Annotated in this window: 19 protein-coding genes; 16 read left to right on the top strand and 3 right to left on the bottom strand. The window is 70.9% G+C overall.

The features are described from left to right. The first annotated feature begins 33 nt into the window (after positions 1–33). Positions 34–606, top strand: coding sequence for an adenylate kinase (locus ACE3Q8_RS19225; protein ID WP_374471964.1), 573 nt, complete (start codon positions 34–36; stop codon positions 604–606). Here ACE3Q8_RS19225 and ACE3Q8_RS19220 read toward each other — a convergent pair. Genes ACE3Q8_RS19220 through ACE3Q8_RS19210 form a run of 3 tightly spaced genes read right to left on the bottom strand, consistent with a single transcriptional unit; the run spans position 603 to position 2,865 of the window. After that, a complete protein-coding gene (locus ACE3Q8_RS19220) occupies positions 603–1,100 on the bottom strand; it encodes a hypothetical protein (RefSeq protein ID WP_374471962.1) in 498 nt (165 codons plus the stop codon). The genes ACE3Q8_RS19225 and ACE3Q8_RS19220 overlap by 4 nt on opposite strands. Beyond that, positions 1,097–1,579, bottom strand: coding sequence for a DUF2269 family protein (locus tag ACE3Q8_RS19215; protein WP_374471961.1), 483 nt, complete (start codon positions 1,577–1,579; stop codon positions 1,097–1,099). Before ACE3Q8_RS19215 ends, ACE3Q8_RS19220 begins: the two co-directional genes overlap by 4 nt. Then, positions 1,579–2,865, bottom strand: coding sequence for an SDR family oxidoreductase (locus ACE3Q8_RS19210; protein WP_374471960.1), 1,287 nt, complete (start codon positions 2,863–2,865; stop codon positions 1,579–1,581). Before ACE3Q8_RS19210 ends, ACE3Q8_RS19215 begins: the two co-directional genes overlap by 1 nt. A gap of 344 nt (positions 2,866–3,209) precedes the next feature. On the opposite strand from ACE3Q8_RS19210, the gene rpsM reads away from it, so the two are divergent. The 15 genes from rpsM to ACE3Q8_RS19135 all read left to right on the top strand — a co-directional run bounded on the left by rpsM (position 3,210) and on the right by ACE3Q8_RS19135 (position 14,493). After that, positions 3,210–3,578, top strand: a complete 369-nt coding sequence (rpsM, locus tag ACE3Q8_RS19205; protein WP_374471958.1) for a 30S ribosomal protein S13 — start codon at positions 3,210–3,212, stop codon at positions 3,576–3,578. A 15-nt stretch (positions 3,579–3,593) separates the two neighbouring features. Next, positions 3,594–3,983, top strand: coding sequence for a 30S ribosomal protein S11 (rpsK, locus tag ACE3Q8_RS19200; RefSeq protein WP_056018114.1), 390 nt, complete (start codon positions 3,594–3,596; stop codon positions 3,981–3,983). A gap of 76 nt (positions 3,984–4,059) precedes the next feature. Continuing rightward, positions 4,060–5,076, top strand: coding sequence for a DNA-directed RNA polymerase subunit alpha (locus tag ACE3Q8_RS19195; protein ID WP_374471957.1), 1,017 nt, complete (start codon positions 4,060–4,062; stop codon positions 5,074–5,076). Positions 5,077–5,257: 181 nt separating this feature from the next. Next, positions 5,258–5,674 (top strand): 50S ribosomal protein L17, encoded by a 417-nt coding sequence (gene rplQ, locus ACE3Q8_RS19190; protein WP_374471955.1) that lies wholly within the window; start codon positions 5,258–5,260, stop codon positions 5,672–5,674. A gap of 167 nt (positions 5,675–5,841) precedes the next feature. Then, positions 5,842–6,294, top strand: coding sequence for a VOC family protein (locus tag ACE3Q8_RS19185; RefSeq protein ID WP_374471953.1), 453 nt, complete (start codon positions 5,842–5,844; stop codon positions 6,292–6,294). Further along, complete coding sequence (locus ACE3Q8_RS19180; protein WP_374471951.1) at positions 6,291–6,626, top strand: ArsR/SmtB family transcription factor; 336 nt, start codon at positions 6,291–6,293, stop codon at positions 6,624–6,626. The genes ACE3Q8_RS19185 and ACE3Q8_RS19180 overlap by 4 nt, the downstream gene beginning before the upstream one ends. Continuing rightward, complete coding sequence (locus ACE3Q8_RS19175) at positions 6,623–7,087, top strand: SRPBCC family protein (protein WP_374471949.1); 465 nt, start codon at positions 6,623–6,625, stop codon at positions 7,085–7,087. The genes ACE3Q8_RS19180 and ACE3Q8_RS19175 overlap by 4 nt, the downstream gene beginning before the upstream one ends. A 57-nt stretch (positions 7,088–7,144) precedes the next feature. Then, positions 7,145–8,449 carry a TCR/Tet family MFS transporter gene (locus ACE3Q8_RS19170; protein ID WP_374471947.1) on the top strand — a complete coding sequence of 435 codons (1,305 nt, stop codon included), beginning with the start codon at positions 7,145–7,147 and terminating at the stop codon, positions 8,447–8,449. A gap of 69 nt (positions 8,450–8,518) precedes the next feature. Further along, positions 8,519–9,928: a Do family serine endopeptidase gene (locus ACE3Q8_RS19165; protein ID WP_374471945.1), complete on the top strand. Its 1,410-nt coding sequence runs from the start codon at positions 8,519–8,521 to the stop codon at positions 9,926–9,928. 18 nt (positions 9,929–9,946) lie between these two features. Next, complete coding sequence (locus ACE3Q8_RS19160; RefSeq protein WP_374471944.1) at positions 9,947–11,257, top strand: replication-associated recombination protein A; 1,311 nt, start codon at positions 9,947–9,949, stop codon at positions 11,255–11,257. Between the two features lie 66 nt (positions 11,258–11,323). Then, the gene (locus ACE3Q8_RS19155) at positions 11,324–11,782 is read left to right on the top strand and encodes a hypothetical protein (RefSeq protein WP_374471942.1); all 459 of its coding nucleotides are present in this window, start codon (positions 11,324–11,326) and stop codon (positions 11,780–11,782) included. Between the two features lie 9 nt (positions 11,783–11,791). After that, entirely contained in the window at positions 11,792–12,526 is a 735-nt protein-coding gene (locus ACE3Q8_RS19150; protein WP_374471941.1) for an RluA family pseudouridine synthase, read from the top strand. Positions 12,527–12,610: 84 nt separating this feature from the next. Then, on the top strand, positions 12,611–13,099 hold the full coding sequence (locus tag ACE3Q8_RS19145) for a hypothetical protein (RefSeq protein WP_374471940.1): 489 nt from the start codon (positions 12,611–12,613) through the stop codon (positions 13,097–13,099). 33 nt (positions 13,100–13,132) lie between these two features. Then, positions 13,133–13,516, top strand: coding sequence for a fluoride efflux transporter CrcB (gene crcB, locus ACE3Q8_RS19140; RefSeq protein WP_374471938.1), 384 nt, complete (start codon positions 13,133–13,135; stop codon positions 13,514–13,516). Beyond that, positions 13,513–14,493: an RluA family pseudouridine synthase gene (locus ACE3Q8_RS19135; RefSeq protein WP_374471936.1), complete on the top strand. Its 981-nt coding sequence runs from the start codon at positions 13,513–13,515 to the stop codon at positions 14,491–14,493. The genes crcB and ACE3Q8_RS19135 overlap by 4 nt, the downstream gene beginning before the upstream one ends. Positions 14,494–14,508: the final 15 nt, after the last annotated feature.

Here is a 14,508-nt window from a genome sequence, read left to right as displayed (position 1 = left end):
CCCCGGCAAGAGGGCCGGCGCGGAGGGGCGCTGATGAATCTGATCCTGTTCGGGCCGCCGGCGGCGGGGAAGGGCACCCAGGCCAAGCGCCTGGTGGAGACCCGCAACATGGTGCAGTTGTCCACCGGGGACATGCTGCGCGCCGCCATCGCCTCGGGGTCCGAGCTCGGCCAGCGCGTGGCCGGCATCATGGAGCGCGGCGAGCTGGTCTCGGACGAGATCGTCATCGAGCTCATCGAGAGCCGCCTGCCCGAGGCCGAGGCCGCCGGCGGCGCGATCTTCGACGGTTTCCCGCGCACGCTCGCCCAGGCGGAGGCGCTGGACATCATGCTCAAGGGCCGCGGCCGCCAGATCGACCTGGTGGTGCGCCTGAAGGTGGACGACGAGGCGCTGATGCAGCGCATCGCCGGCCGTTTCGCCGAGAGCGGCCGCCCGGACGACAATCCGGAGAGCTTCAAGGTCCGGCTCACGGCCTACAACACCCAGACCGCGCCGCTGCTGCCGTATTACGAGAACGCCGGCAAGCTGGTGCAGGTGGACGGCATGGGCTCCATCGACCAGGTGGCCGGCGCCATCGACGCGGCGCTGGACGCCGCCGGCCGCTAGGCCGGGCGATCCTGCAGGGGGCCCGGTGCGAACATGGTTCGCCGGGCATGATGCAGCTCCGACAGGGTCAGGGCGGCCACGGCGCCCCAGACCAGGTGCACGGCTGACATGAGCGCGTTGCGGCGCGCCGGATGCCGGTGCGCGGGCGTGAGGATGCCGAGCGCCGGGACCCATCCGAAATAGCTGGCCGCCCAGACGCCGACGCCGGCGGCCGCCATCGGCAGCGGCCTGGCCGGGAAACGCAGCGCCGACAGCAGCGCGCCCGCCACAGCGCCGAAGCCGAAGTGTGCGGCCACCGCCCAGTCGCCGAGTTCGTCTCGCCGCTCGCCCCGCGCCTCATGGGCCAGCGCGCCGGTGATTTCGCGCGGCGGCAGGGGATAGCGCTCCTGCACCGGCAGCGCCTGATGCAGCCGGGCCATGCAGGCGGTCATGGCGGCCGTGCCGGTCAGCCCGGCCAGCGCGCCCAGCAGCAGCCGGGTGGCGAGCCGGCTCATCCGAAAAGCTCGAACGACGGCCGGGCGATCATCAGCCAGAAAATGCCCAGCACCGCCAGGAAGGCGGGGAAGCCGAAGGCGAACCACACCTTGAACCAGCGATGGTAGGCGGCGGGCAAGGGCTCTCCCGCTGCATCCGCCGCCGCCGCGAGCCTGCGCAAACGGGCCTGGATCCAGACCACCGGAAGCCACCACGCGCCGGTGAAGACGTAGAGCGCGATGGAGAGCACGATCCAACCCTCGCTCAGACGGTAGCCCACCTCCCGCGCCAGCAGCAGGCCGGTGATCGGCTGGGCGATGACCGCCGTGGTGGTGAACAGGAAGTCGGCGACGACGACGGTGCGCGCGGTGGCGGCGATCACCTTCGGGTCGCCCGTCCGGTGCGCCATCAGCATGAAGAAGGCGATCCCGGCGCCGGTGCCGAGCAGGACGGTGGCCCCGATCACGTGCAGGTATTTCAGGATGAAGTAGGCGCTCATCAGCGGTCGTCCAGGATGGCCAGCGCGACCAGGTTCAGCGCCGCGATCGGGAAGATCTTGGTCATGGGACCCAGGGGCTCGAGCCAGAGCACCGGTTCCAGGACGCTGCCGATGACGAGATAGCCGAACGACAGCAGAAGGGCGGCGATCAGCCCGAGGCGCGTGGTCCGCCGCCAGGCGATGGCGAGGCCGATGGCGAGGTCGGCGAGCCCGCCCAGGATCACCGCGGGGGCGGCGAGGGGCGCGGCCGGCGTCCGCGCCATGATCTCCAGGCCGAGGCCGTAGCCCGGGCCGAGCGAGATGAAGGCCGTGGCCAGCCAGAACCCGGCGAAGACCAGGAAGACGAGAGCCTTGATCAGGTAGAGGTTGGCGAACCAGCGCTCCTGCACCGAGGCTGGCTCGGCCATCAGCGCCTGGCCCAGCGATCGGGGCTGGATGCCAGTGATGCGGGTCCACGCGCTGTTGTCGCCGACCGCGCCGCGGACCATCTCTCGCCGGGCGTTGCTGCGGATCGGGGGCCGCCAGCCCAGCGCGCCCGCCACGTCGCCCAGCCGGTACATCAGCCCCGTGAACAAAGCCGGCGCCGGCCGGGCCGGACGATAGCCGAGCCAGCGGCGGTAGGCGCCCACCACCTGCTCGAACGACAGGCGCTCGGGGCCTGCGACCTCCAGCGCGACCCGGCCCGGCGCCGCGGGATCGAGGAAGAAGCGGACGGTCTCCACCACCTCGTCGAGCTGGACGACCTGCAGGTCGCCGGCCTGGTCCTGCCGCGGCAGGAAGGGCAGGGCGGCGAGGCTGCGGAACAGGGCGCCGCCGCCGTAGGCCGCGCGGCCGACCACCACCGAGGGCCGGAGGATCACCCAGTCGAGGTCACGGGCGGTCAGCGCCGCGTCGCCCTCGCGCTTGGTGTCGGAGAAGGTGGAAAGCCCGCCCTTGTCGACGCCCATGGCCGAGAAGTGGATCACCCGGCGCACCCCGGCCGCCTCGCAGGCCGCGAACAGGGCGGCGGGCCCGTCGCGGTTCGCCGCCGAGGTCGAATCGGCGGCTCCGTCCTGGAGGACGCCCGCGCAGTTCACCACCGCGTCCACGCCCTCGAGGTGCGGCGCCCAGGCCGCCGGGGTCGTGGCGCGCGCCATGTCGAGCTCTATCCGGCGGTCGGCGGGCACGCGGTCGGCCAGCGGGCCGCGGCGGCGGGTGACCGCCCACAGCTCGTGTCCATCGGACTTCAGCCGGGCGGCGACGGCCGATCCGATAAAGCCGGTCGCGCCGATGATCAGGATCCGCACCGTCCTTGGCCTCCTCGTCACCGCAACCCTAACCATCGAGGAAGGTTGAGGTTCAGGCGCGGCGGCGCGCCCCAATTGCGCCCCGCCGGCGCTTCATGCATCCTCTTAACCATGTCCGGAGGGGCCGGGCGGTAGGAGCGTGTGCCACCCGCGCGAGGGGCAGCCCTTGCGCTGGCGACATTTCGTTCACAAATGGGCGCATTCCGCATTGACGGAGGCCCGCCGATCCCTATAACGAGGCGCTTCCGCGAAAGAGCGCGAGGGACGCGCCGGCCTGTGCCTTCGGGCGAGGGGGGCCGGGGCGCTGTTTGCGCTTCCTTTGCGTGATCAGGAGATTTTCCCACGTGGCCCGTATCGCTGGCGTCAACATTCCCACCAACAAGCGCGTCGTGATCGCGCTTCAGTACATCCATGGCATCGGCGAGGCGAAGGCCCGCGAGATCGTCCAGAAGGTCGGCATTGAGGACGCGCGTCGCGTCAATCAGCTCACCGACCAGGAGGTCCTGCAGATCCGCGAAGCCATCGACCGCGACTACGTGGTCGAGGGCGACCTTCGTCGCGAGACCGCCGTCAACATCAAGCGCCTGATGGACCTGGCCTGCTACCGCGGCCTGCGTCACCGGAAGGGCCTGCCGGTCCGCGGCCAGCGCACCCACACCAACGCCCGCACCCGCAAGGGTCCGGCCAAGCCGATCGCCGGCAAGAAGAAGTAAGAGAGTCCAACTCCGATGGCCAAGGAACCGGCGCGCGTCAAACGCCGCGAGCGCAAGAACATCACCTCGGGCGTGGCGCACGTGAACGCCTCGTTCAACAACACCATGATCACCATCACCGACGCTCAGGGGAACACGATCTCCTGGTCGAGCGCCGGCATGATGGGCTTCAAGGGCTCCCGGAAGTCGACCCCGTACGCCGCCCAGATGGCGGCCGAGGACGCCGGCCGGAAGGCGGCCGAGCACGGCGTGAAGACGCTGGAAGTGAACGTCTCCGGCCCCGGTTCGGGCCGTGAGTCGGCGCTCCGCGCGCTTCAGGCGGTCGGCATGACGATCACCACCATTCGCGACGTGACCCCGATTCCGCACAACGGCTGCCGGCCGCCGAAGCGCCGGCGCGTCTGAGTAATAAAGTACTGCAATTCAAGGCGCCGGACCGCGACCGCGGCCGGCGATCCTGCGTTCCAAGGGACACCCATACGTGATCGAAAGAAACTGGAACGAGCTCATCCGTCCCGAGAAGCCGCAGATCGAGCCCGGCGCCGACGCCAGCCGCAAGGCGCGTCTGGTGGCCGAGCCGCTCGAGCGCGGCTTTGGCGTGACGCTGGGCAACAGCCTGCGCCGCGTGCTGCTGTCCTCGCTGCAGGGCGCCGCCGTGACTGCGGTGCAGATCGACGGCGTGGTCCACGAGTTCTCCTCGCTGGAAGGCGTGCGTGAGGACGTCGTCGACATCGTCCTGAACATCAAGCAACTCGCCGTCCGGATGCACTCCGAAGGGCCGAAGCGCATGACGCTGCGGGCCACCGGCCCGGGCGCGGTCACCGCCAGCCAGATCGAGGCCCCGGCCGACATCGAGATCCTGAACGGCGACCACGTGCTCTGCACCCTGGACGACGGCGCCACCGTGCGCATGGAGTTCACGGTCAACACCGGCAAGGGCTATGTCCCGGCTGAAATGAACCGCCCGGAAGACGCGCCGATCGGCCTGATCGCCGTCGACGCCCTGTATTCCCCGGTCAAGCGCGTCGCCTATCGCGTCGAGCCCACCCGCCAGGGCCAGAGCCTCGACTACGACAAGCTGATCATGGAAGTGGAGACCAACGGCGCGGTCAGCCCCGTTGACGCCGTGGCCTATGCCGCGCGCATCCTCCAGGACCAACTGCAGATCTTCATCACCTTCGAAGAGCCGAAGAAGAAGGTCGAGGGCGAGGCCAAGCCGGAGCTGCCGTTCAACCCGGCGCTGCTGAAGAAGGTGGACGAGCTCGAGCTCTCCGTCCGTTCGGCGAACTGCTTGAAGAACGACAACATCGTCTACATCGGCGACCTGATCCAGAAGACGGAAGCCGAGATGCTGCGCACGCCGAACTTCGGCCGCAAGTCGCTCAACGAGATCAAGGAAGTCCTCGCCGGCATGGGCCTGCACCTCGGCATGGACGTGCCGAACTGGCCGCCCGAGAACATCGAAGAGCTGGCCAAGAAGTTCGAAGACCAGATGTAATCCGCTACCGCGCCGACTCCGGGCCGCTCCAAGGCGGTCCGGGCCCGAAGAAGCCGCAACAGTGGTGGAGGGCCCCGGCGCTTCGTGTTGACCCGGGCGGGAGCAGGCCGGGACTTGTTCAGGCAGGGCGCCCCGGGAGATTGGGGACGTCGGCGGGCCGGAAGGCCAAGGAGATTCAGAGATGCGTCACGGTAAAGCTCACCGCAAACTCGGTCGTACGACCGCCCACCGCACCGCCATGTTCGCGAACATGTCGGCCAGCCTGATCAAGCACGAGCAGATCGTCACGACCCTGCCGAAGGCGAAGGAACTGCGTCCCTTCGTCGAGAAGCTGGTCACGCTCGCCAAGCGCGGCGACCTGCACGCGCGCCGCCAGGCGATCAGCCACGTCCGTGACGTGGAACAGGTCGGCAAGCTGTTCGCCGTCCTCGGCCCGCGTTACGCCGAGCGCAACGGCGGCTACCTGCGGGTGCTGAAGGCCGGCTATCGTTACGGCGACAACGCCCCGCTGGCGGTCATCGAGTTCGTGGACCGCGACCCCGCCGAGAAGGGCAAGGACTCCGGCCCGACGGCCGAGGCCAACTTCGCCGACGCCTAAGCGTCCGCCGAGCCACAAGATCGAGCCCCGGATCGAGAGGTCCGGGGCTTTTTCGTGCCGGGTTCCCAGCACTTGACGGAATAGTTGCGATATGCGTGAACTATTCGCGGTGTGTGAAAGTAACTGCCGCGCCCGACGGACGACGGCGCACCCGAGGGAGACCCGCCATGGCCAACCGTCCCAGCCTGACCTCCGCCATCTGCTATCGCGATCCAAAGGCCGCGCTGAAGTTCCTGGAGCAGGCGTTCGGCTTCGAGCTGTTCATGCTGATCGAGGACCCGGAGGGCAACCTCGTGCACTCCGAGATGCGCTTCGGTGACAGCGTGGTGATGGTCGGGACCGAGTGGTCGGACGACACCCGTAGCCCGGCTTCGGTCGGCGGCAAGAACACCCAGACGATCCACATCCACGTCGACGAGGACGTGGACGCGCACTGCGAGCGGGCTCGGGCCGCCGGCTTCGAAATCGTCATGGCCCCGGCGGACCAGTTCTACGGCGACCGCACCTACCGCTGCCGCGACCCGGAAGGCCACGTCTGGACGGTCGGCCAGACCCTCCGCGCCACCACGCGCGAGGAAGCCGAGGCCGCCAGCGGTCTGAAGATCGAGGGCTGGGTTTGACCGCAGCCGCGGCCGCCGTGGACCGGACGCTGGCGGCGCTCGCCGATCCGCACCGCCGCCGCGTGGTGGAGCTGCTGGCCGAGCGCCCCCGGCCGGCAGGCGAGCTGGCCCGGGCGCTGGCGCTCACCCCGCCCGCCATGAGCCGCCACCTGAAGACTCTGCGCGCCAGCGGCCTCGTGGAGGAGAGCCACCCCGAGTTCGACGCGCGCGTGCGCGTCTACGCCCTGAGGCCGGAACCCATGGTGCACCTGCTGCGATGGCTGGAGGAGAGCGAGCGGCTCTGGAGCGAGCAGCTCGCCGCCTTCAAGGCCCATGTCGAGGGCGGCGGATGACCTCGAAGGTCTACGTCGCCCTTCGGGTGAAGGCCTCGCCCGAGCGCGCGTTCGCGGCCTTCACCCAGGAGATCGACGCCTGGTGGCGGCCGAACGGCCTTTTCCAGACCACGCCGCGCGCCCCCGGCCGCCTCGCCTTCGAGCCGGGGGAGGGGGGACGGCTCACCGAGACGCTCGCCGACGGGAGGGTTTTCGAGATCGGGCGCATCCTGGCTTGGGAGCCGCCGGTCCGGCTGGTCTTCTCCTGGCGGCAGGCGAACTTCCCGCCGGAGCTGACCACCGAGGTCGAGGTCCGGTTCGAGGCGGTCGGCGGCGAGACGCGGGTGAGCGTGGAACACCGCGGCTTCGACCGGCTGCCGGCCGGCAGCGCGGCCCGGCACGGCTTCCCCGACCAGGCTCTCCTCATGCGCCTCGGTGAGTGGTGGCAGGTGCTGCTCGGGGCTCTGGAAGACGCCGCATAACGTCGTTGCGCCCGTGGCGCTTTGTTCGAAGGTCCGCCGCTTCCGGGGGGATAGACGATGGCCGAGATCACGCCGCAGCAGACCGAGGTCGCGCCCGAGGTGGCGCCGCAGCCGCCGCGCGGTGGACGGGGTCCGGCCCGGCGACAGGCCGGGTTCGGCTTCATCTTCGCGAGCGCCCTGATCAACTCGGTCAGCTTCGGGATCATGATCCCGATCCTGCCCAACCTGATCCGCGAGATGACCGGCGGCGACACCGCCGCGGCCTCGGAGTGGAACGTGCTCTTCGCCACCACCTGGGGGCTGATGCAGCTCGTCTTCGGGCCGATGCTGGGGATGCTCTCCGACCGCTATGGCCGCCGCCCCGTGCTGCTGCTGTCGCTGATCGGCCTGGGCGTCGACTTCCTGTTCATGGCCTTCGCGCCGACGCTCTGGTGGCTGTTCGTCGGCCGGGTGGTGAACGGGGCGACCGCCGCCAGCTTCTCCACCGCCAACGCCTACCTCGCCGACGTAACCCCGCCGGACCAGCGGGCGAAGGTGTTCGGCTGGATGGGCTCGGCCTTCTCGTTCGGCTTCATCATCGGCCCGACGCTGGGTGGGGCGCTGGGTGAGTTCGACCTCAGGCTCCCGTTCCTGGTGGCGGCCGGCTTGACCTTCGCGAACGCGCTCTACGGTTTCTTTATCCTGCCGGAGTCCCTGCCGCCGGAACGGCGGGCCAAGACCTACGACTGGAGCCGCGCCAATCCACTGGGCGCGCTGCGGCTCCTGCGCTCGCGCACCGGCCTGCTGGGCCTCGCCGGCGTGGGGTTCCTGTTCCAGATCTCGCACATGGTGCTGCCGACCATCTTTGTCCTCTACACCACCTACCGGTACGGCTGGTCGCCGGGCGTGCTCGGCCTGACCTTCCTGCTCACCGGCGTGTTGGGCGTGATCGTGCAGATGTTCCTGGTGGGGCCGGTCGTTGCCCGGATCGGTGAGCGAAACGCCGTCCTGCTCGGCGCTACCTGCGGGGTCCTGGGATTCGCCTGGTACGGCGCGGCGTCGACGGGCTGGCTCTACCTTCTGGGGGCGCCGATCTTCGCCGGCGTCGGTTTCCTGATGCCGGGGCTGCAGGGCCTGATGACCCGGCGCGTGCAGCCGCACGAGCAGGGGCAGCTTCAAGGCGCGAACCAGAGCCTCACCGGCATCGCCTCGGTGGCAGGGCCGCCACTATTCGGACTCGTGTTCGCCTGGTCGATTCGACACGACGCGACGCTGCACGCGCCCGGCCTGGCGATCTACCTGGCCGCCGGCATGCTGGCGGGGGCCTTCGCGCTCGCGCTGGGCGTGGCGAAGGCTCCGGACGCACAGCCTGTGCGGGCTTGAAGCGACGCCATTTTTGCGCCTGAAACCTCCGGAAATAGCCAAGCGTTTCGCGGTTTTCCCGGAGAGACCATGCGCGCGCACCGCGTCCTCGTTTCCGTCCTCGCCCTGACCCTCGTCGGCCACGCCGGCCTCGCCTCCGCCCAGCCGTCGCTGGCCCAGCCGAACCGCTCCCCGCCGGCGAGCGCGGTGGCCATGAAGCAGTCCTTCGCGCCCGTGGTGCAGCGGGCGGCCCCCGCCGTGGTCAACATCTCGTCGAAGCGGCTGGTGCGCGCGCAGACGGACCCCTTCTGGGAGCTGTTCGGCCTGGGCGCGCCGCGGGCCCGCGTGCAGGGCTCCCTGGGCTCGGGCGTCATCGTCCGCGCCGACGGGGTCATCGTCACCAACAACCACGTGGTTCAGGGCGGCCAGGAGATCACCGTCTCGTTGGCCGACCGGCGCGAGTTCACCGCCCGCGTGCTGCTGGCCGATCCGCGCACCGACATCGCGGTCCTGAAGATCGACGTCCCGGCCGGCGAGCGCCTGCCGACGCTTGCTATCGACGACACCTCCGACGCCCAGGTGGGCGACCTGGTGCTGGCCATCGGCGACCCGTTCGGCGTCGGCCAGACGGTCACCAACGGGATCATCTCGGCCCTGAACCGCACCGCCGATCCCACGGGCGACGCGGCCACGGCCTACATCCAGACGGACGCGGCCATCAATCCTGGCAACTCCGGCGGCGCGCTGGTCGACATGGACGGCGACCTGATCGGCATCAACAGCTTCATCCTCTCGCGCTCCGGCACCTCGTCGGGGGTCGGCTTCGCGGTGCCGGCGGCCGTCGTGCGCCGCGCGGTGGAGACGGCGGTGGGCGGCGGCCGTGCGGTCGTGCGGCCGTGGCTCGGCGCCCGCCTGCAGAACGTCGACGCCGAGATCGCCCGTACGCTCGGCCTGCCGCGCCCGACCGGCGCGCTGGTGGCCGACGTCTGGCCGGGCGGCCCAGCGGACCGCGCCGGCGTCCGGCAGGGGGACGTGGTCACCAGCGTCAACGGCGAGCCCGTGGTGGAGGCCGCCACGTTGAACTACGCCGTCGGCAACAGCCGGCCGGGCGACACGGTGCGGATCACCGTCCGCCGCGGCGAGCGCGACCTGCCGCTCAGCCTGCGCGCCGAGGCGCCCCCGGCCACCCCGGCCCGCGACGAGCGGGTGATCAGCGGCCAGAACCCGCTGAACGGCGCGACCGTGGTGAACCTCTCGCCGGCCGTCGCGGACGAGCTCGGCATCGACGTCTTCGCCGGCCCCGGGGTGCTGATCACCAACGTCGGCCGCGGGTTTGCCATGAACGCCGGCTTCCGCCCGGGCGACATCGTCCGGGCGGTGAACGGTCGCGACGTGAGCTCCACCCGCGACCTCGCCTCAGTGCTCGGGGCACGGGTCCCGCTCTGGCAGATCACGATCCAGCGCAACGGACAGCTCGTGACCGCGACCTACCGGGCGTGAGCATGCTAGAGGCAGCCCATGGCTGACCTCTTCGAAGCCGCCGGGCTGACCCCGTCCGCCCCGTCGCCGCTCGCCGACCGGCTGCGCCCGCAGACGCTGGCCGAGGTGGTGGGGCAGGACCATCTGCTGGGGCCGGATGGGCCGATCGGGCGCATGGCCGAGGCGAAGCGCCTCGCCTCGATGATCCTCTGGGGCCCGCCGGGGACCGGGAAGACGACCATCGCGCGCCTGCTGGCCAAGGCGGCCGGGTACGAGTTCCAGCAGCTCTCGGCGGTGTTCTCGGGCGTCGCCGACCTGAAGAAGGCGTTCGAGCAGGCCAGGGTGCGCCGGGCCGCGGGACAGGCCACCCTGCTGTTCGTCGACGAGATCCACCGCTTCAACCGCGCCCAGCAGGACGGCTTCCTGCCTTTCGTGGAGGAGGGGATCGTCACCCTCGTGGGCGCGACCACCGAGAACCCGTCGTTCGAGCTCAACGGGGCGCTGCTCTCCCGCTGCCAAGTGTTCGTCCTGAAGCGCCTGGACGAGGAGGCGCTGGACAGCCTGCTGGCGAAGGCCGAGGCCTTCGAGGGGCGGCCGCTGCCGCTCGATGCGGACGCACGGCGCGCCCTGGTGGCCCTGGCCGACGGCGATGGCCGCTACCTGCTGACGCTCGCCGAGACCCTGTTCAACATCGGCTCGGCCCGGCCGCTCACCACCCGGGAGCTCGGCCAGATTCTCCAGAAGCGGAGTCCCGCGTACGACAAGGACCGCGAGGAGCACTACAACCTCGTCTCCGCCCTCCATAAGTCGATCCGCGGCTCCGACCCGGACGCGGCGCTCTACTGGCTGGCGCGGATGCTGCAGGGTGGAGAGGACCCGCTGTTCATCGCCCGGCGGCTGATCCGGGCGGCGGCGGAGGACATCGGGGAGGCCGATCCCATGTCGCTGGTGTTGGCCAACGCGGCGAAGGACACCTACGACTTCCTCGGGTCGCCGGAGGGCGAGATCGCGCTGGCCCAGCTCGTCGTCCACCTGGCGGCCGCGCCCAAGTCCAACGCCGTCTACGTGGCCTACAAGGCGGCCATGAAGGCCGCCAAGGAGACGGGCTCGCTGATGCCGCCCAGCCACATCCTGAACGCCCCCACGCGGCTCATGAAGGACCTGGGCTACGGCAAGGGCTACGCCTACGACCACGACGCCGAGGGCGGCTTCTCGGGCCAGAACTACTTCCCGGACGGCATGGCCCGGCGCCAGTTCTACCAGCCCCGGGGGGAGGGCTCCGAGGCGCGCATCAAGGAGCGGCTGGAGCGGTGGGCGGCGCTGCGCAAAGAGCGCTCCGGCGGCGACTGATCGCCAACCATTGTTCTTCCAAATCGTCAGGCGTAGGCTGACCCCGCATCCTTAGGGGGGAAGCACATGACGACGACCACTCACGCGGGCGCCGCCCGCGGTTCGACGCCCTGGCACCTGTGGCTGGTGGGGGCGCTCGCCATCCTGTGGAACGGCTACGGCGCGTTCGACTACACCATGACCCACCTGCAGGGCGACGCATGGCTGCGGGCGGCCGGCATGACCGAGGCGCAGATCTCCTACTTCAACGCGATGCCGGCCTGGATGACAGGCGTGTGGGCGGTCGGCGTCTGGGGCGGGCTGCTGGGCGCGGTCCTGCTCCTGGCCAGGCGGCGCCTGGCGCTGCCGGTGTTCCTGATCTCCCTGGCCGCCTTCCTGCTCAGCCTGCTCTACACCTACGCCCTGTCCGATGGCGCCGCGGTGATGGGCCAGATGGCGATGACCATGAACCTCGTGATCTTCGCCGGCTGCGTCTTCTTCGCGTGGTACGCCTGGGCGATGACGAAGCGGGGCCTGCTCCGCTAAACGGGGTGGGTGAAAGTCCCAAAGCGTCCCGTTCAGCTCAGCCGCGAGGAAGTCGACCTCGTCCGGTCCCTGGTGATCTATGAGGACCCGCACATCCTGGCCCTGAACAAGCCGGCCGGCCTGTCCAGCCAGGGGGGGCGGGGGCAGGTCAACACCCTGGATGAGATGCTCTGGGCCTTCGCCAGGCCGGGCAAGGCGCGGCCACGGCTGATCCACCGGCTCGACCGAGACACCTCGGGCGTGATCCTCACCGCCAAGACCCAGCCGGCCGCGAGCTTCCTGGGCAAGGCGATGATGGCGCGGAAGTTCGCCAAGACCTACCGCGCCATCGTGACGCCGGGCGCGACCGAGCCGCGCGAGGGTGTGGTCGACAGGCCGCTGCGGCGCGAGGAGATCGGCCGCGAGGCCTACATGCGCGTCTGCGCGCCGGACCACCCGGACGCCGAGGCGGCGCGCACCCGCTTCCGCACGCTCGCCGAAGGGCAGGGCGCCGCCCTGCTGGAGGTGGATCCCGAGACCGGACGCATGCACCAGATCCGCGTGCACCTCGCGTCTCTCGGCCGGCCGATCGCCGGAGACGTGCGCTATGGCGGCGCGTTGGTGGTGAGCGGCCAAGCCGTCCCGCGCCTGATGCTGCACGCGCTCGCACTGGTCTTCCCGCATCCGGGCGGCGGCGAGATGCGCCTGGAGGCGCCGGTCCCGGCCGACATGGCGAAGCTGCTCGCGGCGCTGAAGCTCGGCTGAATCGGAACGGCGCCGCCAATCCGCCCGTTTCGGGTGGCAAGCAGCGGAACCAGAACGGCTTTTCCGCACGAACCAGAGCCTGAGATGAAACGCCTCGTCCTTCCCGCGCTCGCCGCCCTGACGCTGGCCGGCTGCGCCAGCACGCCGACCGCCTACCAGCCGGCCACGGGCCCGCAGGCCGTGGGGTACTCCGAGTACCGGATCGAGCCCGGCCGATACCGCATCACGTTCCGCGGCGGTCCAGGCGCTCCGCCGGCGCAGGTGAGCGACTACGCCCTGCTGCGCGCGGCCGACCTCGCCGTCGCCGAGGGCTACGACTGGTTCCGGGTCTCCGACCGCCTGCTGGAGGGGCAGCCGAACCGCGGGCCGCGCGTCAGCTTCGGGGTGGGCGGCATGGACTTCGGACGCCGCTCGAGCGTCGGCGTCGGCGTCGGCACCGGTTTCAACCTGGGCGGCGGCCCCGCCGCGACGGCCACCATCGAGGTGTTCATGGGCCGCGGCCCGCGGCCGCCGGGCGTCGACGTCTACGATCCGCGCGCCCTTCGCCAGAGCCTGCGCGGCGCCCCGGCCTAGCGGTCGCGCCCGCGGCGGCGCATAAGCGGCTCGATGCAGACTCTCCTCTACGTCGGGCTGGGCGGCGCGCTGGGCGCCATGGCCCGTTACCTGGTGGGCGTTCAGGCCGGCCGCGCCTTTGGCGGCGGCTGGCCGTACGGCACCTTCGCGGTGAACATCCTGGGCGGCCTCCTCATGGGCCTGTTGGCGGGTGTGCTCGCCCAGCGTGGCGGCGCCGACCAGGAGCGCTGGCGCCTGCTGCTCGGCGTGGGCGTCCTGGGCGGCTTCACCACGTTCTCGGCCTTCTCGCTGGAGCTCGCCCTGATGCTCGAGCGGCGCGCGCTCGGCGCGGCGGCGCTCTACGCCGTGGCCTCCGTGGCGCTTTCCACGCTGGCGCTGTTCGCCGGCCTCTTCGCCGCGCGCCGGGTGTTCGCATGAGGGAGGTCCGCACCCTCTACGTTGACAACGGCGAGGACGGCGTCCGCCTGGACCGATGGTTCAAGCGCCGCTGGCCGCACCTGAACCACGTGCAGATCCAGAAGCTCACCCGCTCGGGCCAGATCCGCGTGGACGGCGCCCGGGCCAAGCCCGACACGCGGCTGTCGGCCGGGTCGCAGGTCCGTGTGCCGCCGCTGCCGGACGCCCCGCCGCCACGAGACAAGGGGCAGATCGATCCGCGCGAGGCGGCCTTCGCCCGCTCGCTGGTGCTCTACGAGGACGAGGAGGTGCTGGCGCTCAACAAGCCGTCCGGCCTCGCGGTCCAGGGCGGGACCAAGACCTCGAAGCACGTCGACCGGCTGCTGTCCGCCTGGGGCGAGGGGCTGGAGCGGCCGAGGCTCGTTCACCGGCTGGACCGGGACACGTCGGGCGTCCTGGTGCTCGGCAAGACGCCGGGCGCGGCCGCCAAGCTGGCCGGCGCCTTCGCTCGGCGCCGGACGCAGAAGACCTACTGGGCGCTGGTGGCCGGCCTGCCCAAGCCGGGCGAGGGCGTGCTGGAGCTGCCGCTCGTGAAGCGTGGCGTCGGCGACCGGGAAATGATGGTCCCTGCCGAGCCCAAGGACCCCAACGCCGAGTCCGCCGAGACCGAGTTCGTGACGCTGAGCCGCGCCGCCGACAAGGTGGCCTGGATGGCGCTGTGGCCGCACACCGGCCGGACGCACCAGCTTCGCGCCCACATGCTGGCCATGGGCCACCCGATCCTCGGCGACCCCAAGTACCGCAACGAGACCTCGGCGGCCCTGTCCGAGGGGCTGAAGCTGCAGCTCCATGCGCGCCGGCTCGAGATCCCGCACCCGTCGCGCGGGACCCTGATCCTCGAGGCGCCGCTCAGTCCGGAGATGAAGGCCGGCTTCGACCGCTTCGGCTTCGACGAGCACGAGGCGGACCCGGAGCCGTTCGGCAAGAAACGCCGCTGAGCCGGCTTGCGCTCG

Source organism: Phenylobacterium sp. (assembly GCF_041913825.1).
GTDB lineage: Bacteria > Pseudomonadota > Alphaproteobacteria > Caulobacterales > Caulobacteraceae > Phenylobacterium.
Note: the sequence above shows the minus strand (reverse complement) of the source record. Positions and strands in the feature narration are given on the sequence as shown.

What these genes read in the sequence shown, in the direction of transcription:
- ACE3Q8_RS19225 (WP_374471964.1), top strand. Translation starts at nt 34, where the DNA reads ATGAATCTGATCCTGTTCGGGCCGCCGGCGGCGGGGAAGGGCACCCAG.
- ACE3Q8_RS19220 (WP_374471962.1), bottom strand. Translation starts at nt 1,100, where the DNA reads ATGAGCCGGCTCGCCACCCGGCTGCTGCTGGGCGCGCTGGCCGGGCTG.
- ACE3Q8_RS19215 (WP_374471961.1), bottom strand. Translation starts at nt 1,579, where the DNA reads ATGAGCGCCTACTTCATCCTGAAATACCTGCACGTGATCGGGGCCACC.
- rpsK (WP_056018114.1), top strand. Translation starts at nt 3,594, where the DNA reads ATGGCCAAGGAACCGGCGCGCGTCAAACGCCGCGAGCGCAAGAACATC.
- rplQ (WP_374471955.1), top strand. Translation starts at nt 5,258, where the DNA reads ATGCGTCACGGTAAAGCTCACCGCAAACTCGGTCGTACGACCGCCCAC.
- ACE3Q8_RS19185 (WP_374471953.1), top strand. Translation starts at nt 5,842, where the DNA reads ATGGCCAACCGTCCCAGCCTGACCTCCGCCATCTGCTATCGCGATCCA.
- ACE3Q8_RS19175 (WP_374471949.1), top strand. Translation starts at nt 6,623, where the DNA reads ATGACCTCGAAGGTCTACGTCGCCCTTCGGGTGAAGGCCTCGCCCGAG.
- ACE3Q8_RS19170 (WP_374471947.1), top strand. Translation starts at nt 7,145, where the DNA reads ATGGCCGAGATCACGCCGCAGCAGACCGAGGTCGCGCCCGAGGTGGCG.
- ACE3Q8_RS19165 (WP_374471945.1), top strand. Translation starts at nt 8,519, where the DNA reads ATGCGCGCGCACCGCGTCCTCGTTTCCGTCCTCGCCCTGACCCTCGTC.
- ACE3Q8_RS19160 (WP_374471944.1), top strand. Translation starts at nt 9,947, where the DNA reads ATGGCTGACCTCTTCGAAGCCGCCGGGCTGACCCCGTCCGCCCCGTCG.
- ACE3Q8_RS19155 (WP_374471942.1), top strand. Translation starts at nt 11,324, where the DNA reads ATGACGACGACCACTCACGCGGGCGCCGCCCGCGGTTCGACGCCCTGG.
- ACE3Q8_RS19145 (WP_374471940.1), top strand. Translation starts at nt 12,611, where the DNA reads ATGAAACGCCTCGTCCTTCCCGCGCTCGCCGCCCTGACGCTGGCCGGC.
- crcB (WP_374471938.1), top strand. Translation starts at nt 13,133, where the DNA reads ATGCAGACTCTCCTCTACGTCGGGCTGGGCGGCGCGCTGGGCGCCATG.
- ACE3Q8_RS19135 (WP_374471936.1), top strand. Translation starts at nt 13,513, where the DNA reads ATGAGGGAGGTCCGCACCCTCTACGTTGACAACGGCGAGGACGGCGTC.